The following is an 18,858-nucleotide window of genomic DNA, read 5'->3' on the forward strand; positions in this document are numbered from 1 at the left end:
TATCACACCCTCTATACAGTTAGTTATGATAATGAAATTCTTTATTTTTTACAGTGTTTAATAGGTTTTGATGTATATAATCTTCCATTAATGCCGGATGGGTTAAGTGATAAAGTTGATACATGGCTGCTTTATACCAAAAATGGATGCTCTCTTCCCAAGTAAAGCCCATTCCACCATGAAGCTGGATTGAACTTTCACATATTTTCTTATACATATCAGTATTAAAATAACGGCTGCACAAAAGATTTAAAGTTACCTTCTCCTCATCTTCTGCAATAGAGTGAATATAAATGCTATAGCTTCTCGCTTTTTCAATCTCTACTTTTATATCCGCAATCATGTGCTTTACCGCTTGAAAAGAGCCGACAGGAACACCAAATTGCTTTCTTTCCGATACAAAATGAACCGTCCGATTTAACACTTCATCGGCACCGCCGATGATTTCTCCGTTAATAGCAATGAAGTAGCTTCGTAGTGATTCCGAAATCAAATCTTTTAATTTTTCAGATGTTATAAGTTCTTCTTCAGTAACTACAGCATTTTTCAGCACAAGGGTTCCTTGAGGCTTTGATAAATCTACCGATTCTTCAGCAGAAATGATTACATTGTCTTGTTTTGTTGAAATAAGTGCAACAAATGTTTGATCATTATCCTCAATCGGCAAAATAATATAATCAGCGTTTTGCAGAAACTGCAAATGTTCATAGCTGCCGCTTATTTCATAATGCTGTTTCACTTTCTTCAATTCTACTGCTGGATATTGAAAATAGGTCTCATCTCGTTTAACTAATTTAGGCAATACTGCCGCAGCGACAGCTTCTCCACCAATAATTGCTTCCAGTACTGACTTTTGGTTATCAGTTAATGGTAGCTGGCTCATTAATGGCACGACAAATCCTGAAGTTAATGAGAAAGGACCTGGGAATAAGGATGCGCCGATAGATTCAGCTAAATACATTAAATCTAGCGTATCTACTTCTTCCAATGTTTGAAATTCTCCGTGAGCAAGAATGCCTAACCAGCCATTCTCTGCTAATTTCATCCATTTTTTCTTAGAGAACCCATTCTCTTTCTCAGCTATCTCTACAAACGTTTCAAATGCCATTTCTTTTTTTAACAGTGTATTCAATGCTTTCTTTAACATCAGCTGCTGTTCTGTATAGCGATATTCCATTTCTATCTGCCCCCTTTTGAACTTGGTAAGCCTAGGGATTTTGCAATGATATTTTTTTGTACTTGAGTTGTTCCAGCATAGATCGTTTCCGCTCGCGATAGAAGAAACTTCTCCATCCATACCTCATGGTCACCCTTTACGATTGATTCCTCACCTAGAAGGTCCAAACTTGTATTTAATAAATCCTGATGCCCTTCGCTCCATGTAAGCTTTGCAATGGCTGGCAATGAGCCTGTTTCTTCCCCTTGTGAAATGAGCGCAATATTTCTTAAGCAGACACTCTTTAATATTTCGCATGAAAGATAGGCTTTCACCAATTGCGTTTGCAGCCGGCCATTAACGTAGGATTGACCTGATGCAGCTCGCTCTGTAAAAAGCGTGAGCAATTGCTGAAACTCCTGCTGCATCTTTAATGATCTTTGCGCAAAATGGATGCCCCTTTCATTTGAAAGTGCAAAATTTGCCATCTCCCAGCCGTTATTCAGCTCACCAACGACATCTTCTTTAGGCACGATTGCATCATCCATAAAGACTTCTGCTAATTCTGATTCACCAGCAATATTTTTAATCGGACGGACAGTTACACCTTTTTGATTCATATCCAATATCATTAAACTAATGCCTTTGTATCTTGGTTCTGCTGTCCTGACAAGGACATAGCATTTATTAGCATATGGGGCATACGATGTCCACACCTTTTGACCGTTCAACAAGAAATAATCGCCTTTATCTTCAGCCTTTGTCTGCAATCCGGCTAGATCTGATCCTGCATTAGGTTCAGAAAACCCTTGACACCAAATATCTTCATGCTTAAGCATTCTTGGCAAGTAATGCTTTTTTTGCTCCTCTGTTCCATATTTAATTAATGTGAGAGCAAAAATGCCAATACCGTTTGAATTCAACACTTCCGGGGCATTAATTTTGACGAGCTCTTCAATATACACAAGCTGCTGCTCAATGGATAACCCAAGGCCACCATATTCTCTCGGCCAAGAAGGTGCGACCCATCCGCCCTCTGCAAGAGTTTTTCCCCATTGTTTCCGCCGCTGAACCCACTCATCACCAGTCACTTCTTTATCCCATTCTCGTGGGAAATTAGCATTAAGCCATGTTCGAAATGAACTTCTAAACTCTTCTGCTTCCTTTGAATAGGTAAAATTCATCTTTATCCCTCCTTATCTTTAGATAGCAACATCGCCTCAAATACGCCTGATACCTTAACTTCACCTTCATCATTGACTGCTTTTACTTCACCAATCACCCGATTATTTTCTATTTTTTTTATGATTTTTCCGATAACGTGGATTTGTTCCCCTGGAAATGTCATCTTTTGAAAGCGGACTCGGATGGATTCTATGTACTTCCTTTCTATCCAAGTCGTTACCCCTTGAGAAGCCATCCCCATAATAAGCATTCCATGAGCGATAATTCCTGACCCAGCAGCTTGACCAACTTCTTCAACTGTATGCAGTGGATTAAAATCTCCGGATGCACCGGCATATTTCACAAGCTGGACTCGGGATATTGGATCCTTTTTTAAAACGGGAAATGGTGAATCAACAATCACATCCTCGTAATATTTCAGCATTCTTTCATCCCTCCTTTCCATAGCTAGTGACGATCAATCGTCACATTTGTTGAAACGGCAACAAGCTCATTTACTTGATTATGATATTCGAATTTTAAAGTAATAATATTCATCCCTCCTGAAGACCCTTTTTTAATATTCACCTCATCTACTTTTCCTTTAACTGTTAAAACGTCATTGGCATAAATCGGCTTCACAAATTTATATTCCTGTTCACCATGAAGAATTTTCACAGGATTCAGACCGAGAATATGACATTTTTCCATAAAGCTATATCCGCCCCACATATCAATTACTTGGAGAAAGGTTAATGGGATCGGGATTCCATCGTAACCTTCCTGTCTCGCAGCTTCTTCATTGAAGTAAATTGGGTTCAAGTCTCCGATTGCTTCTGCAAACTCCTTAATCTTCACCTTATCCACAGAATATGAATAGGGTGAAAGCTCTAAACCAATTAAATCCATTACTTTAGACATTTACATTCACCTCGCCTTGGCTCGTTTGAATCGTCTGCTATCTCACATGAATCTCCCGCCAGTAACCTCCAGCACATTCCCAGTCATATAATCAGCGTAATCTGAGCTTAAAAAAATGACTGCTTTGGCAATATCTAAAGGTTCACCGACTCTTTGCATTGGTATTTCCGCAATTTTAATTTCCCTTACCTTTTCAGGAACAGCTCTTGTCATATCAGTATCAATAAATCCGGGCTGAACAGCATTCACATTGACTTGAAACTTTGCAAGTTCCTTGGCAGCAGCCTTAGTCATCCCTACAATACCCGCTTTAGCCCCAGCGTAGTTTACTTGTCCCATATTGCCAACTTTTCCTGCAATAGATGATATATTCACAATTTTTCCTTTCTCATGTTTTCTCATATAAGCCCCTGCTGCTTGCATGCAAAGGAATGTCCCTTTCATATGAACGGCGATTACTTGATCAAATTGCTCTTCAGTCATTTTATGTAACATTGCATCCCTTGTGATGCCTGCGTTATTTACTAAAATATCTAAATCTCCAAACGTATCGATTGCCGACTGAATCAATGAGGAAGCGCTTTCCTTATCAGCTACATCCACCCGAACAGCCATTCCTTTACTGCCAAGCTGTTCTACTTCTTGGACAACGCTTTGTGCAGCTTCAACATTCAAATCACCAGCAACAACATTTGCGCCATGCTTTGCAAATAGTAGTGCAACTTCTCTGCCAATTCCTTGCCCTGCTCCTGTTACAACTGCCACCTTATTTTGAAGATCCATTTATATCCTCCTCATATTTGCCTTTAAAGAAAAGGTTTACATTCTACTAAATAAATTTTATATAATAAAAAATTTTTTGTCAATGAAAATTAGAAAATTTAGATTTGTTTAAATATAAAAAAAACCCACCATCCTAGATAGCGAGTTTTCTGATTTTGCTTTTAGTTTTTTACCGTTCCACCTAGCTTAAAACTAATATCATTAGCGATTGCTTTTACTTTTTCCCCAATTCTTGTTGCTTCCTCACCTTGCAATTGCGTCGTTAATCCTACCAATACAATTGACATATCAACTTTATTTGTATTATTAACAATAGGAGCTGCTATGCCGACAATTCCATCAATATATTCACCAAAAGCAATGGCATAGCCTTTTTCACGTACATCCTTTAGTTCACTTTTTAGTGTATCCATCTCCTCCTCAGACAAAGGTCTTAGTCCATCATTCATATGAAGAAGTTCCTCTGCTTCTGCTTCATCCATATAAGCCAGCATACATTTGCCATACGAGCCATCAACAATAGAAAAATGGCGACCGACTGAAACATTGATACCAAATTGTTCAGCCTCAACTTTAGAAATAATTGTTGATTTTTTCTTCCCAATTCGGTTAACTAAAAAACTAGTAAGGCCGGTTTCTTCTGTGAGCTCTTCCATATATGGCTTAATCACTGATAAATCAAGGATATTTTCCTTAGCCCTTTCTCCAAGGACAACTAAATACGGTCCAAGACTATACCGTTTAGAACTTTGATCATAGCGAACAACAGAAAGCTCCTCTAACTTTTGCAAAATACGATAACAAGTTGTTGGAGTTAGTGATAATGCCTTAGCTATTTCTGTTAAATTGCTTTTACTAAATTTTTTCCTGCTTAGTAATGAAAGTATTCTAAATGCACTATCAACTGCAGGTACATTATATTTTCTTTTTTCTTTCTTTTCCTCTTGGTTTTTCTCCACAGACCTTCCTCCTGATTCCTCTTTTATCAAAAGCAATTTAAAATTTACTTCTATTAATATAAAATCCAAAATATTTAGATTTATTTTATATATAAAATATTTTTTTGTCAAGAAAATACAAATCTATTCAAAAAATTACAGCAACTCTTATGCGTTTGCTAAATTAAGTATGATAAAATTTAATTAAACTATTGATAATTGATGTTAAAAAGGTAGGTAGGAGTATGGATATTAAGCAATTAGAAGTATTCAATACGATATATAAACATAAAAATTTTTCCAAAGCTGCCCAAGAACTTGAAATTTCACAGCCTACAGTCAGTGCACAAATTAAATCATTAGAAGAAAGTCTAGGTTTACAGTTATTTAACCGAAAAAACAAAGCACTAGGAAATCTAACTGATGCGGGTAAAATTCTTTATCCTTATTCAAGCCAAATTTTATCGCTCGTAAAAGACGCAGAAACATCGTTATCTCAATATAAAAAAGGGTATTCTGGTTCATTATCCTTAGTGACATCTGACTCTTTCTGCTATTGGATTTTACCGCAGATATTAGAAAATTTCAATCAGCGATACCCAGCAGTTGAGATTACTTTGAACACAGAATTCACACCAAAAATGATCGATATGGTCAATAATAGAGAAGTTCATTATGCAGTCGCAAGAACTGGTACACCACATTTTAATGATGAACAATTAAAAAGCGAGTCGATAGGGCAAGATCCTATTGTCCTTGTTGTTTCAACTCACAATCGCCTTAACCGATTAGAGAAAGTGACAGTAGAGGACCTTATCAATGAAATTTTTATTGTTTATGGAAAAAAATCAAATTATTGGTCACAAATTGAACAGGCATTCCATCAGTTCAAGCTAGAACCAAAAACTGGTATGGAGTTAAATGATATTAATGCTACAAAAAAAATGATCGAGATTAATCTAGGCATTTCCTTTTTACCGGAAATTTCTGTACAGGATGAGGTAAAAAATAACAGATTAACAATGATTGAGATTGAAAACTTTCCAAAGCTCTATAGATACTCACATTTAATTTATCATAAGGATTTAATTATGACAGGTGGTGTGGAGAAGTTTTTGCAATTTATCCAAGAGACTAAGCCTTATACGCTTTAGATTTTTGAAAAAAACGGCTTTATCCTGCAGCAGATGCGGATAAAGCCGTTTTTTCATGCCCTTATTTTTTTCCAACGATGAACGCATCTACTGCAGTAACCCCGAAACCTTCCTTATGAACGATTAAAGGATTAATATCAAGCTCTTCTATATAATCTTTATGGACATTACAAAAAATTGATATATTAACAAGTGCATTAGCAAGTTCCTTTATATCATATTTTTCTTTAGTTCGTGCACCATCTAAAATAGAAAAACTTTTAATGGATTGTATCATTTTCAATGCTTCTCGTTCTGTAAAAGGAGCAGGCAAAAAAGTTACATCCTTCAATACTTCAATAAATATTCCTCCTAAACCAAACATAATAGTGGGACCAAATAATTCATCTTGAACCGCGCCAATAATTACCTCAATACCTTCTGGCGCCATTTCCTCAATGATTATTCCTTCTATATCGTGAAGTAAATTAGATTTCTCTGCATTTTTGAATATTTCTCTATATGCTTGTTCCGCTTCCTCTAAAGATTTTATCTTCAACTTTACTAGCCCATAGTCGCTTTTATGTGCGATTTCAGAAGATAAGGCTTTCATTACTAACGGGAATTTTAATGGGATTGACGCCAGTTCTTCTAAATTGTTTATTTTTAAAGCTTTAGGGACATCAACGCCATATTTTTTTAATAGCTGCTTACTTTCCCACTCATTTTTCTTGCCACTAATCGGACTAAGTTGATGCCCGTTAAGTGTTAAACGTTTTTTAACTGTTTGACTGTCATTTATTGCCCGATAATACTCAAGAACATTTGCCAGAGCATCCGCCGCTCTTGTAGGTGTCGGAATCCAGCAAATACTGCTCTCATCAATGATTTTGTCTCGCGTTGTCTGCTCTATGCCTGCCCAGCATAAAATAAATATCTTCTCTGTTTCCATAGCTATTTGCGCCAATTTAGGAATCATCGGCAAAAATGGACCGTCAGTCATTTGCAGGTACAAAATAACCGATTGCACGAGGTTGTCATTTAATAAAATCTCCACAGCATGAATCACTTGGTTCGGATTTTGATTTACCTGTGCCGTAATATCAACAGGGTTTTTTATAGAAGCAAATGGAGGAAGCGTTTGCTTTAATTTTCCCTTAGTATGTGCTGACAATTCTGCCAGCGAAATGCCTCTTACTTCACATTGATCAGCGATCACAATGCCCGCTCCTCCTGACTGCGTTACAATTACCGTCCCTCCGTTATTTTTAGGCTTTTTTGTTTTATTAAATACTGACAGAGTATCAATTAACTCCTCTTCATCACCAACTCTTACAACATTGCTCTGTTTCAAATAAGAATGATATATATTTGCGTTTCCAGCCATTGAAGCAGTGTGAGAGCTTGCTGCTTCCGCTCCTATTTTTGAATTTCCTACTTTTAATAAAACGAGCGGTGTTTCTGATTGATGGCATGCCTCTATTGCAGCATCCATCTTGTCAAAATCCCTAGCCCCTTCTAGATAACCACCAATTACTTTAATTTCTTCTTGTTCAGCAAAATATTGAACATAATCAAAGAAGTCAACACTTGCTTCATTACCGCTTGATACAAAATATTGAAATCCCAATCCATTTTCTTTAGCCATTGTATAAGTGAGTGTCCCTAAGGCGCCGCTTTGCGTTATAAAGGCTACGGGATCATATTGCCCATATTTTAAGCTTGAAAATGACACAATCGCTCTCTCTTTAAAGTTAAACAGCCCTAATGAATTAGGTCCGCAAATCGGTATACCTGTTTGTTCAGAGAATTTTGTTAATTCGCGTTCTAATATAGCGCCTTCTTCTCCAATTTCAGTAAATCCAGAACTAAAAGTGACAACGCTTTTCACCTTTTGTTTAAAAAGTTGATCAAGTATATTTTTTACTTTAGAAGCACGAACGGAAATTAAAGCAAGATCGATGGATTGAGGAAGGCTTTCGATATCTTTATAGCATCGATAACCTGCAATTTCTTCATATTTTGGATTAACTAAGTATACTTCGCCTTTATAGCCCACATCTTTTAGATTTGCTATAGGTTTATAGCTAATCTTTCCTACATCACCTGAGGCCCCGATTATCGCTATCGATTGCGGAGAAAGCATGGGCGATAATAATTGTTGTTGATTCATCGTTATCCCCTTTCTTTTTTAAAAATATGGCTTCTTTCGATCTTTCACTCTTCATTTAATACATATTGCTAGGCAAGTAGAGTGCAATATTTGGAAAAAGATACAATATCACAATTAGCACAATAATTGGTAAGATGAAAAGTGCAGCGCCTTTAAAAATTTGTTCCAATGATAAATCCGGAGCTGCTCCTTTTAAAACAAAGCAATTCATTCCTACCGGCGGAGTAATCATCGCCATTTCCATTACAAGAACAATAATCACTCCAAACCAGATAAGGTCGAGCCCCATTAAATGAATCAATGGCAAGATGATAGGTAAGGTGACGACAACCATCGCTAACGCATCCATTACCATACCTAGCAAAATATACATGAGAATAATAATGGCAAATAATAAAAATGGCGGCAATGACAAGCCATTTAGAATATCTGCCAACACCATTGGCAGCCTGGTGATTGTCAGGAAGTAATTAAGAATAAATGCCATAATAATAATGGCAAATAAAAAGCCTGTTGTTTTTAATGTAGACGATAATGCTTGAATAAATAATTGTACAGTTAATTTCTTCCTCAATAATGCAATAATAAAGGTGCAAAAAGCACCAATGCCCGCAGCCTCAGTCGGGTTAAACCAGCCAATATACATACCGCCTATAACAATGGCAAACAGCAATAATATCCATATCGTTGATTTTAATGACACAAATCTTTCTTTCCAGGTAACTTTTGCATTTATTACAGGAGCTAAGTCAGGTTTGATCATAACAGCAATATAAACAGTCAGCATATATAGCCCCATGAGCATAATGCCCGGTATAATTCCTGCTACAAGCAGCTGTCCAATAGATTGTTCAGTCATCATTCCATATAAAATAAAAAGTGTACTAGGCGGAATTAATACCCCTAATGTACCGCCTGCCACAATCGTTCCGCCTGTTAACGATTTATTATATCCGGCATTCAACATTTCCTTTGAAGCGATAACACCCATCGTAGCAGTATTTGCAAGGCTCGAACCCGAAGCTGCAGCAAATACTGCCGACGAGCCAATAGTAGCCATGCCAAGACCGTCCTTTAATCTGCTTAGCCATAATCGAAAAGTATTAAATAATTCCGTACTGATGCCGCATATATACAAAAGCTCCCCCATCAACACAAACATGGGAATCGTACTTAATGTGTAGCTGAAGCTATGATCCCATGTAATTGTTTCAACAGCTGCAGCTAGTGTATTCCAGCCCTTTAAATAAATAATTCCAAATATCGCTGGAACAACCATTGAAATAGCGATAGGAACCTTTAGAAACATTAAGATAAACATTAGAAGAATGCCAAGAAGGCCAATTATTTCAACTGACATATGCTCCCCTCCTTTTGATCAGCTTTCTTTAGAATTTGATTGGAATAATAGTAAGCATGAACGCAAAAATTTAAGCAATGCTTCTAAGCCCCACATGAATAGGCCAATAACGATAATAAAATCAAATGGATAAAACGGAATTTCTAATAAATTTGTAGTTAAGCGCATATCGTTCTGATGTGTAATAGCTACTTCAAGATAAATATATGCAAAAGCCAATGTAACACAAAAAGTAAGTAACGCCCCCAAAATATCCAGAATGGTTTGGGCTCGCTTAGACATTTTGTTTGCCAGTATTTCGATTGTGATATGTCCATCAACTTGCTGTGTATATGCTAAGCCGCACATAATCATCACAACCATTCCAAGCTGCACAAGCTCGATATCGCCAACAATTGGCGAAAAAAATAATCTGCTAAGTACAGCAAATGCAATAAAAAGCATCATGAATGTCATTGTTGACAAAGCTATATATTTCGTAATCGTTGTTAATAGTTGTATCGTTTTTTCCAGATATTTCACTCCCATCACCTCATAGCTAAGAATGGTAAAACTGCTGCTCTTTATAGAAGCAGCAGTTTTTCTGTTATAAATCGTTATTTATACGGAAGAGGATAACCGGCTTTTTCAAGCATCCGAAAGAATTCATCTGCCATTTCCTGTCCGTTATATCCTTTTTGATCTGCATCCTTTATCCATAGTTCCCATGCAGCTTTACCGTGCTTTCGATAATCTTCCGTATCAGCTACTGATAAACTAGTAAATTTACCGCGTTTTTTTACGTTATCCTCCAATTGATTATGTGATTCTTCCAATTCGGATTCATAGCTGTTCGTAAATAATTGTGATAAAGCAGGATTAAGCTCTTCTTCAAATAATTTTTGCAAGTCTTCTGGCAGACTTTCAAAAAATTCTTTATTCATGACAGGAATGAGCGGATTAACTAGAACGGCCATTTTAGTAATATAAGGTGCCGGCTCATAATACTTAAGTGCTTCGCCGCCAATAGGTGTATAAAATGCCGTATCTATCATTCCTTTTTCCAATCCTTCATAAATGCCTTCCGAAGTAATCGAAACCGGTGTACCGCCTAATGCTTCAATGAATGCATTTTCGCTTTTCCCGCTCATTCTCATCTTTCTATTTTTCAAATCGGCAATTGATTCAACCGGCTTAGTTGAAAATAAATCATAGCCATCAGTAGATGTCGGCGGCATAATTATCAAATCTTCTAATCCTTCTTTTGCATATTTTTCTCCAAATTCTTTTAAGATAGCTGATGCTTCAGCTGGTCCTTCAAATGCAAATGGCAAACTTCCTATTGTGTATGGAAAGAAAGGCGTGTCGTAAGAATAATTAGCTACTAGTAAACTAACATCATAGAGTCCACCCTTTATATCCTGATAAACAGAGCTGGATTTACCAAGTGAGCTGCCGTGGTAGATATTCACCTTTACTTGGCCATCCGTTTTTTCTTCAACAAGCTCCTTCCAAGGTTCCCACGCATTGTATGCATAATGGTGTGTGGAAGGCTGCCAATTATTCACATCGAGCTCATACACCTTATTGTTAGCGTTTTCATTTTTGCCTGCAGTTGAGCTGCAGGCAACCAATGTACATGAAATAAACAAGACAAATAGGCTCCTTACAAACTTTTTCAAATTCTCAACCCCCTATTATTTTTATGATCAGATAACTCCATTTACTTTTAATCTGTAAATCTCCTCTTTATTCAACCCCAATTCAGTTGTTAAGTATTGTTCAGTATGTTCCCCTAAGTTCGGCGGATGTGCTTTTGTCTGGACGTTTAATGTAGAAAATCTGATGGGGCTCTTTACGAGCTTAATTGTACCCAATGTCGGATGAGAAACTTCTTCGATAGCCTCTCTAGCTTTTACTTGCGGGTGATCGAACACTTGCTCTATATTGTTCACAGGTCCAGAAGGAACACCATTTTTTGATAAAACTTTAAACCAGCTGTCTGCAGTATTTTCATAAAATACAGATTGAATTTTCTTAGTTAGTTCATCTCTATTTGCTACTCTTTTTTCATTTGTTGCATACTTTTCAGCTTCAGCCCACTCTGATTGGTTTAACGCTATACATAACTGTTTAAAAAGCCGGTCGTTTCCTGCACTCACCATTAATGGGCGGTCGATACATTGAAACACTTGGTATGGAACAATATAGCTATGGCTGTTTCCCATTCTTTTGGAAACCTTACCAGCATTTAAAAAACTGCTCGCAACATTGGCTAATGAACTAATTTGAACATCAAGCAATGAAAGTTCAATCCTCTGCCCGACTCCTGTCCGATCTTTTAATCGGATTGCTGAAAGTATGCTAATTGCAACGTATTGCGAGGTCATAATATCTATTAAAGGCAATCCAACCCTTGTCGGCTCACCACCTGGAGACCCTGTTACATCCATCAGTCCCCCGATTGCTTGAATCACTGGATCAAATCCTGGTTCATTTTTATACGGCCCGGTATGTCCATAACCAGTGACTGAACAAAGTATGAGTTCTTGTTTAATAGACTTTAAAGTGTCGTATCCTAAACCTAAGCGCTCAAGTGTACCTGTCTTGAAGTTTTCCAAAATAACATCCGCTTCTTTGACCATTTTGAAAAATAGTTTTTTCCCCTCTGGGTCTTTTAAATTCAAAGTAATCGATTTTTTATTTCTGTTAGCGCATAAATAATAGGTGCTTTCCTCTCCAACAAACGGAACCCAGTCCCTCATACTGTCAGTTCCTTCCGGAGACTCAATTCTAATAACCTCTGCTCCTAAATCACCTAATATCATCGTCCCACCTGGACCGGCATACACTCGAGATAAATCTAAAATTTTTATATTATCCAACGGTTGCATACTTCTCCTCCTTTAAATATCAAGTATAAAACCTGTGATTTATCCGGAAATTAAAACAAAAAGAAATGTATCATCACTGATCAAAGTAAGTGAATAATGCCAATAAACGACTAGACTATTTAACAGCTTCTTTGCTTATATCACTATTCAGCGAAAACCTTCTTTTAATATGATGCCTGTTTGCATTTTTTACACCTAGTGCATCATTTGCAATCAGAATTCTTTGTATGTTTGCAGATCCTTCTCCAAAATGAAGCATATTCGCATAATTCACGTATTTCATGATTGGATATTCATCTGAGATTCCATTGCCGCCAAAAATCTCTAGTGCGCTTCTCGTTACCTTCACTGCAACCTCAGAAGCAAAATATTTTGCATACGAACTTTGTCTTGTTGCAGCCTCTCCTTTATCTTTTAAATATCCACTACGATAAGATAAAAGCCTGGCTGCATCCGTATCGACAACCATATCTGCGATTAAATGCTGAATCATCTGATATTCACCAATCGACTTTCCGCTAACAACCCTTTCATTGCAATATTTTAATGATTCATCAATACAGCCTTGTGCAATTCCAACTAGCCTCGAAGCTACAGTTAGCCTTCCATAATCTAGTGCATTCATGGCGATTTTGAAACCTTCCCCTTCTTTTCCAAGTAGATTTTCTTTTGGAATTCGATAATCCTCAAGGAAAACCTCGCAGCTTCTTGTCATATATCCAAGCGAACTTATTTCTATCGGTTTTGCAGTAAAGCCGGGTCGATTTGTCTCTACTATAAATGCAGAGATACCATGATGGCCTGCATTTAAATCTGTCTTGGCAAATAATACGCCAACATCTGCTTCATTCGCAAAGGTAATCCACGTTTTTGATCCGCTTAGAACATATTCATCTCCCACTAGACGTGCTGTTGTTTTCATTGAACCGGCAGGATCTGACCCTCCGCCTGATTCTGTTAATGCAAACATGCCGATTTTATTTGCTTTTATTAAATCTGGAACATATTTATTAATTTGCTCATCAGTTCCCCAATTTAATATGGTAAAAGGACAAGTCATTGCCTGCATATTGAAAGCGTAACCCAATGAAGGATGAGCTTTAGAAATTTCCTCTGCTATAATGGTCAAATTAAGAAAACCCATTTCAGAGCCGCCAAATTTTTCTGGAAAGCACGCTCCGAAAATACCTATTTTTCCCATGTTTTTAAAAATTTCTTTAGGAAACAATCTGTTCTCTTCATAATAATTCACGTTAGGCAAAACTTCTTTTTTAATAAAGCCTCTAATCATTTCACGAACCTGAATATTTTCCTCGCTCAATTCAAAATTCAACGCTACCGTCTCCCTAATATTATGAATTTTTATAATATTTATTTTATTTTATTTTTAAATAAAAAACAATATTTTATTTTATTTCTAAATCAAAATTGTCTACAAGAAAATCGCTGAGGAAACAAAAAAATCCAAGGTTTTAAGCACCTTGGATTTCCGTTTTGTTCAGATTACCCATTGAATATCGTTTTTCCAATTTCATACCAGTCCTCGCCTGTACTATCGATAATTACAGTTGCCGGAAAGTCTTTCACAGTTAGCTTATAAATTGCCTCAGGACCTAAATCCTCGTATGCAATCACTTCCATCGATTGAATAGTTCGGGAAATTAGCGCGCCGGTCCCACCGATTGCCGCTAAATAAACTGCTTGATTTTTAACAATAGAATCTTTGACTTCTTGGTTTCTATACCCTTTGCCAATCATTCCTTTCAAACCACGTTCCAGTAGCGAAGGTGTATATTTATCCATCCTCCCGCTCGTGGTTGGGCCTGCCGATCCAATAATCCGCCCAGGTCCAGGCGGTGTAGGACCAACATAATAAATAAACTGATGGTTAATCGAAAAAGGCAAAGCCTCTCCTTTTTCAATTGATTCAGACATCCGTTTATGTGCCGCATCTCTAGCCGTGTAGATTGTGCCAGAAAGCAAAACTCGTTCTCCTGCACGCAGCAATGTTAAAGCTTGGTGCTCCATTGGTATTGTCAGTTTTTTTGGTTCCATAACATACACCCTATAAATTTATTTCCTTATGTCTGCTTGCATGGCAATTTAAGTTAATGGCCACAGGTAAGGCTGCAATATGACACGGTTCAATTTCTATCTTCACATCGAGAGCTGTTGTACTGCCTCCCATCCCCTGAGGTCCTATTCCTAACAGATTCATTTTTGCCATCAGTTCTAGTTCCAATTCAGCTAGCTCTTGATGTTGGCTGCGATGACCGATCGGTCTAAATAAAGATTTCTTTGCCAAATAGGCACAGCGTTCAAAATTGCCGCCAATTCCTATACCGACAACCAAAGGCGGACATGCATTCGGACCAGCATTTTTAACAGTATCTAAAATGAATGCCTTGACTCCTTCAATTCCGTCAGAAGGCTTCATCATTTTTAGTGCACTCATATTTTCACTTCCGCCACCTTTAGCCGACATATGAATGGTGCATTCTGAACCTGGACGCATTTCAATGTGAATAATAGCTGGACTATTATAGGTCTTGCTCTTCGTCCTTGTTAACGGATTATCAACAATTGAATGCCTTAAGTAACCTTCTTCATAACCCTTTATTACCCCTTCGTTAATCGCATCGTATATAGAGCCACCTTCAATATGACATTCCTGCCCCAGTTCAACAATAAATACAGATCCCCCGGTATCTTGGCACATCGGTATTCTTTCACTGCTTGCAATGTTGGCATTCTCTATTAAATCTTGCAGGATATTTTGGCCAATTGGTGAAGTTTCATTCTTTAAGGCGTCTTGAAATGCATCAATTACATCATTTCCTAATTCAAAGTTTGCTTCCTGACACATTTTTGCTACTTCATTGACAACAAATTGGTAAGGAATTGCTCTCATCTATCTAAACTCCTCGTATAGTTCTTTTTAGATAAGCTTTACTTTATTAATTACAAAATTGATCATGTGTAAGTTAAACTTTCTGATTGGCCAACCTGTAGTTTACGTTAGGCAGCCAATTTTTAATTTTAATATTTTCTAAGTCAAATATAATGGCTGCTTCTTCATCTGGATGTAAAATTTTATCACTGGTCATATTTGAGAACTTCGCAACCATTTCGTCCTTTGCTGCCTGATTTTCGGGATCACCTTTAGGATAATCTGTTGAGGCTTTAACTTTCATGCCATTTTCTAGAGTAATCTCTACTTTCGCCCCCCATTTTTCTGGATAAGCTCCTGTGAAGTATGGATCTGCAGCAACAGACACTTTTTCCATTAGTTCACGTATAACAGGGGAATGCAATGATTCTTTAGTAAAATCCTTCAATGAGGCAGATTGATTAACGGCAATAAGCGCTGAGCAAAACTGACTGCTAAATTTTGATGCATAAATACTATCTGGCTGTGGGTTATCGGTAATGTCCAATACAGTTTGGTAGGTGTGTATATCGATGTTCTGAATGCTTTCATGAGTGAGGTTATGTTCTTGTACGAGCTGAAGAACACAATCCATTGCAGGATGAGTATGACGGCAGGAAGCATGTATTTTAAAACTATTTTCAATAATTTTAAATTGTTTTCCTAATTGTTCTGTGATTTTTTCTTCATTATATTCAGTTGACATTGCTTGGAAGAAACCCCTTCTCCCTTCAAGGATCTTGCTTGCTGAGGAGAAGTTTTTCCTTGCTAGCATGGCTGCTAGCACCCCATTGTAGGCAGCCTTAGCTGTATGTAGCTGCTTTGTATTTGCTCCATCTTCAATAAATTCCCATAAACCAGCTGCTTGTGTACCAGCATTCCCTAATGCGTAGGCAATTTGTTCAACATTTAAGTTTAATAGTTTTGCACTCGCTGCCGCAGAACCAAACGTGCCGCAAGTTGCTGTGTTATGCCAATAATAATAATGAGATGGCGATACTGCTTCACCTATCCTGTAGCATACCTCATATCCAGCTACAATCGCAGTAATTAATTCTTTCCCTGTTAGATCATAAGCTTCTGCTATTGCTATAGCTGCCGGAATGACAACTGTTCCTGCATGTATAATCGATGATTTGTGAATATCATCTAATTCGACAATATGGCTGCTAGCTGCGTTGACTAGACAGGCATTACCTATCGATGATTTTCCGCCGGTAATCAATGAGCATTGTTCATTGCCGCCCCATTCTTCAACCAGTTCTTTAATCGACTGTACCGGCTTTTCATCTTTACCCGCTAAAGCCGAACCGTACCAGTCAAGAATACATATTTTAGTGAATTCGACAACTTCAAGGGGAAGGTCTTCATATTTTAAATGAACCGTATATTCTGCAAGCTTTTTGCTTAACGTCATGTCATTCCCTCTTTTCAAAAAATTATTAAGTTGAACCGCTTTCAAAATCTTTTAAGAAGAAAAAAGGGAAAATTACTCCCCTTCAGTCTTCAAATTTTTTATTAAAGTTTCTCCAGTACGCAATATATGAGTGCTTAAAATATTAGCAGCCGTTTCTTTGTCTTCCCTCTTTAAAGCTTCCAGTATTTTTCGATGTTCAATATTGGATGTTTCTCTTTGACCTGTAATGAGGTGAGGCGTTTGCTGCGGAAGCCCGTTCCATAAAGTATCAATGAAGGCATTAAGGCGCTCCCATTTGCATTGATCAAGGAGCAAGCGATGAAATTCAATATTGCATTCTACAAACTGATTTACGTCTGTTGCTTCATCCATTAATTCCACTAACTTGGATAATTGCTTTAAATCTTCACTCGATAAATTATCCGCACTTTGAAGCAATGCCATTCTTTCTAACTGTGCACGAAGCGCATATACTTCTTTAATATCCTCAAGTTTAATCGTTTTAACAATCGCACCTTTATGAGGCACGAGCGTTATTAATCCTTCTGTTTCCAATTTTCGCAGTGCCTCTCTAATCGGCATCCGGCTTACACCTAATTTTTCCGCAAGATCCGATTGCTTTAGCCGTTCTCCGGGCTTAAATTGACCTTTAATGATTGCTTCTCTTATCACATTGCAAACTTTCAAATGCAATGTATCTCGATTATCTAATTTTAAATCAATTTCAGTAGACATATAGATATCATTCCTTTATCCCTTTTAAAATAGGATACAAAATCCAATATGAATTGTCTATACTTTTAAAAAAATTCTCATTATAATAAACTTATTCATTTCTACTATGTTTACTCAACGACAACCGTAAAACCAATCATAATGTTGGCCAATAAATCCCCCGGAACGCTTTACTTGATTCGAGAACTCCATTCATTGCCTTTTTTCTGCGTCTCGATAATTAAGAATCCCACAGCGCTATTGTTTTCGTCTTTTTACTGTTACCATAACAAAATCAATCAGCTGAGCTTTACCGTATAGCTGCAATTTGCTTCTTGCCTTTCACTATTCAAACATAACATTGAATGTGCTAATGATGATGAAATCGTGCACATTTCCGCCATCTTCTCCCGATAACCACCGTTATTCAGAAAAGAGCTTAGTCCTGTTTATTCCAAAAGCAATTTAGCCATTTTATAAACAGGATAATCTACTAATCTTTCATTTACTTGTATAGAAGCAAGTCCCCTAAGCTCTGCAGCTTCGAATGAAGCGACGATTTCCTTTGCCTCCAACACTTCCTTTTCACTCGGTTTAAATATTTGATGAATAGTTTCTAGTTGTTTTGGATGAATGGCTAACTTTGCTTTAAATCCTAGCTGCTTTCCTGCCTTCGCATCATTCATTAATGCCCTTTCATCATTTATTTCGGGGAAAACCGCATCAATCGGACCTTCAATCTCTGCTGCCCTAGATGCATTCACAATTTGAGATTTTGCATAAAGGAGCTCTGTTCCTACACGCGATAGGTTTACTCCTATATCAAGAGAATAATCAATCGAACCGAATGCCATTCTCTTAATATATGGATGCGAGCACCCGATCTCATAGGCAAAATGAATGCCTTTAGCAGATTCAATAAGAGGAATCACCTCGAAATCAGGTCTCATTCTCCCTGATTGATGGAGACCATTTTCAATGTAATGGCATATTTCCTTTAATTTATGTTGGGATTCTGCTTTTGGTAAAACAATTCCCTGTACATCCGTCTCTATTACTAAATCAATATCTTCCTTCCAATAGCTTGTTGATACATCATTTATTCTTATATAAATGTTTTTTGAAATATTATTATTTTTCAAGAAAATTTCGACTTCTTTTCGTACATCTACTTTTGCTGATAGTGCCACAGAATCTTCCAAGTCAATTATAATATTTTCGGCAATAGATATTATTGCTTTTTCCATCATTTTTTTTGACTTTCCCGGTACAAAAAGATAAGAGCTATTCTTCATTT

General features: G+C 37.2%; 18 protein-coding genes. 1 reads left to right on the forward strand and 17 read right to left on the reverse strand.

All coding sequences use genetic code 11. The annotated features are described in order from the left end of the window. Positions 1-19: 19 nt before the first annotated feature. The 6 genes from CWS20_RS09070 to CWS20_RS09095 form a co-directional block, all read right to left on the reverse strand. Positions 20-1,177: an acyl-CoA dehydrogenase family protein gene (locus CWS20_RS09070; protein WP_066197943.1), complete on the reverse strand. Its 1,158-nt coding sequence runs from the start codon at positions 1,175-1,177 to the stop codon at positions 20-22. 2 nt (positions 1,178-1,179) lie between these two features. After that, positions 1,180-2,340, reverse strand: a complete 1,161-nt coding sequence (locus CWS20_RS09075; protein WP_066197937.1) for an acyl-CoA dehydrogenase family protein — start codon at positions 2,338-2,340, stop codon at positions 1,180-1,182. Positions 2,341-2,342: 2 nt separating this feature from the next. Continuing rightward, positions 2,343-2,765, reverse strand: coding sequence for a MaoC/PaaZ C-terminal domain-containing protein (locus CWS20_RS09080; protein ID WP_066197934.1), 423 nt, complete (start codon positions 2,763-2,765; stop codon positions 2,343-2,345). A 23-nt stretch (positions 2,766-2,788) separates the two neighbouring features. Next, positions 2,789-3,241 carry a MaoC family dehydratase N-terminal domain-containing protein gene (locus CWS20_RS09085; RefSeq protein ID WP_066197931.1) on the reverse strand — a complete coding sequence of 151 codons (453 nt, stop codon included), beginning with the start codon at positions 3,239-3,241 and terminating at the stop codon, positions 2,789-2,791. Between the two features lie 42 nt (positions 3,242-3,283). Continuing rightward, entirely contained in the window at positions 3,284-4,024 is a 741-nt protein-coding gene (gene fabG, locus CWS20_RS09090) for a 3-oxoacyl-ACP reductase FabG (RefSeq protein ID WP_066197927.1), read from the reverse strand. A 161-nt stretch (positions 4,025-4,185) separates the two neighbouring features. Next, positions 4,186-4,983 (reverse strand): IclR family transcriptional regulator, encoded by a 798-nt coding sequence (locus tag CWS20_RS09095; protein WP_066197925.1) that lies wholly within the window; start codon positions 4,981-4,983, stop codon positions 4,186-4,188. Positions 4,984-5,207: 224 nt separating this feature from the next. On the opposite strand from CWS20_RS09095, the gene CWS20_RS09100 reads away from it, so the two are divergent. After that, positions 5,208-6,116, forward strand: a complete 909-nt coding sequence (locus tag CWS20_RS09100; RefSeq protein WP_066197921.1) for a LysR family transcriptional regulator — start codon at positions 5,208-5,210, stop codon at positions 6,114-6,116. Positions 6,117-6,177: 61 nt separating this feature from the next. On the opposite strand, the gene CWS20_RS09105 is transcribed toward CWS20_RS09100, so the two are convergent. From CWS20_RS09105 to CWS20_RS09155, 11 genes are all read right to left on the reverse strand, one after another. Further along, the gene (locus tag CWS20_RS09105; protein WP_066197918.1) at positions 6,178-8,268 is read right to left on the reverse strand and encodes an acetate--CoA ligase family protein; all 2,091 of its coding nucleotides are present in this window, start codon (positions 8,266-8,268) and stop codon (positions 6,178-6,180) included. Between the two features lie 55 nt (positions 8,269-8,323). After that, on the reverse strand, positions 8,324-9,628 hold the full coding sequence (locus CWS20_RS09110) for a TRAP transporter large permease (RefSeq protein ID WP_066197916.1): 1,305 nt from the start codon (positions 9,626-9,628) through the stop codon (positions 8,324-8,326). 18 nt (positions 9,629-9,646) lie between these two features. After that, complete coding sequence (locus tag CWS20_RS09115; RefSeq protein ID WP_241504160.1) at positions 9,647-10,150, reverse strand: TRAP transporter small permease; 504 nt, start codon at positions 10,148-10,150, stop codon at positions 9,647-9,649. Positions 10,151-10,224: 74 nt separating this feature from the next. Continuing rightward, the gene (locus tag CWS20_RS09120; protein WP_066197911.1) at positions 10,225-11,289 is read right to left on the reverse strand and encodes a TRAP transporter substrate-binding protein; all 1,065 of its coding nucleotides are present in this window, start codon (positions 11,287-11,289) and stop codon (positions 10,225-10,227) included. Positions 11,290-11,316: 27 nt separating this feature from the next. Next, positions 11,317-12,501 (reverse strand): CaiB/BaiF CoA transferase family protein, encoded by a 1,185-nt coding sequence (locus CWS20_RS09125; RefSeq protein ID WP_066197908.1) that lies wholly within the window; start codon positions 12,499-12,501, stop codon positions 11,317-11,319. Between the two features lie 115 nt (positions 12,502-12,616). Next, on the reverse strand, positions 12,617-13,834 hold the full coding sequence (locus CWS20_RS09130; RefSeq protein WP_066197907.1) for an acyl-CoA dehydrogenase family protein: 1,218 nt from the start codon (positions 13,832-13,834) through the stop codon (positions 12,617-12,619). 170 nt (positions 13,835-14,004) lie between these two features. Continuing rightward, a complete protein-coding gene (locus CWS20_RS09135; protein ID WP_066197904.1) occupies positions 14,005-14,556 on the reverse strand; it encodes a Fe-S-containing hydro-lyase in 552 nt (183 codons plus the stop codon). Positions 14,557-14,566: 10 nt separating this feature from the next. Beyond that, a complete protein-coding gene (locus CWS20_RS09140) occupies positions 14,567-15,412 on the reverse strand; it encodes a fumarate hydratase (RefSeq protein ID WP_066197901.1) in 846 nt (281 codons plus the stop codon). Between the two features lie 73 nt (positions 15,413-15,485). After that, positions 15,486-16,847, reverse strand: coding sequence for an MmgE/PrpD family protein (locus CWS20_RS09145; RefSeq protein ID WP_066197898.1), 1,362 nt, complete (start codon positions 16,845-16,847; stop codon positions 15,486-15,488). A 72-nt stretch (positions 16,848-16,919) separates the two neighbouring features. Continuing rightward, complete coding sequence (locus tag CWS20_RS09150; RefSeq protein ID WP_066197896.1) at positions 16,920-17,582, reverse strand: GntR family transcriptional regulator; 663 nt, start codon at positions 17,580-17,582, stop codon at positions 16,920-16,922. Between the two features lie 428 nt (positions 17,583-18,010). Next, positions 18,011-18,856, reverse strand: a complete 846-nt coding sequence (locus tag CWS20_RS09155) for an HpcH/HpaI aldolase/citrate lyase family protein (RefSeq protein WP_066197892.1) — start codon at positions 18,854-18,856, stop codon at positions 18,011-18,013. Positions 18,857-18,858: the final 2 nt, after the last annotated feature.

The organism is Cytobacillus horneckiae (genome assembly GCF_002835735.1).
Lineage (GTDB): Bacteria > Bacillota > Bacilli > Bacillales > Cytobacillaceae > Cytobacillus > Cytobacillus horneckiae.

Bases quoted from the DNA above. Each gene is read 5' to 3' on its own strand.
- CWS20_RS09070 (WP_066197943.1), bottom strand. From the start codon at position 1,177: ATGGAATATCGCTATACAGAACAGCAGCTGATGTTAAAGAAAGCATTG.
- CWS20_RS09080 (WP_066197934.1), bottom strand. From the start codon at position 2,765: ATGCTGAAATATTACGAGGATGTGATTGTTGATTCACCATTTCCCGTT.
- CWS20_RS09085 (WP_066197931.1), bottom strand. From the start codon at position 3,241: ATGTCTAAAGTAATGGATTTAATTGGTTTAGAGCTTTCACCCTATTCA.
- CWS20_RS09075 (WP_066197937.1), bottom strand. From the start codon at position 2,340: ATGAATTTTACCTATTCAAAGGAAGCAGAAGAGTTTAGAAGTTCATTT.
- CWS20_RS09110 (WP_066197916.1), bottom strand. From the start codon at position 9,628: ATGTCAGTTGAAATAATTGGCCTTCTTGGCATTCTTCTAATGTTTATC.
- CWS20_RS09145 (WP_066197898.1), bottom strand. From the start codon at position 16,847: ATGACGTTAAGCAAAAAGCTTGCAGAATATACGGTTCATTTAAAATAT.
- fabG (WP_066197927.1), bottom strand. From the start codon at position 4,024: ATGGATCTTCAAAATAAGGTGGCAGTTGTAACAGGAGCAGGGCAAGGA.
- CWS20_RS09150 (WP_066197896.1), bottom strand. From the start codon at position 17,582: ATGTCTACTGAAATTGATTTAAAATTAGATAATCGAGATACATTGCAT.
- CWS20_RS09125 (WP_066197908.1), bottom strand. From the start codon at position 12,501: ATGCAACCGTTGGATAATATAAAAATTTTAGATTTATCTCGAGTGTAT.
- CWS20_RS09105 (WP_066197918.1), bottom strand. From the start codon at position 8,268: ATGAATCAACAACAATTATTATCGCCCATGCTTTCTCCGCAATCGATA.
- CWS20_RS09100 (WP_066197921.1), top strand. From the start codon at position 5,208: ATGGATATTAAGCAATTAGAAGTATTCAATACGATATATAAACATAAA.
- CWS20_RS09155 (WP_066197892.1), bottom strand. From the start codon at position 18,856: ATGAAGAATAGCTCTTATCTTTTTGTACCGGGAAAGTCAAAAAAAATG.
- CWS20_RS09135 (WP_066197904.1), bottom strand. From the start codon at position 14,556: ATGGAACCAAAAAAACTGACAATACCAATGGAGCACCAAGCTTTAACA.
- CWS20_RS09140 (WP_066197901.1), bottom strand. From the start codon at position 15,412: ATGAGAGCAATTCCTTACCAATTTGTTGTCAATGAAGTAGCAAAAATG.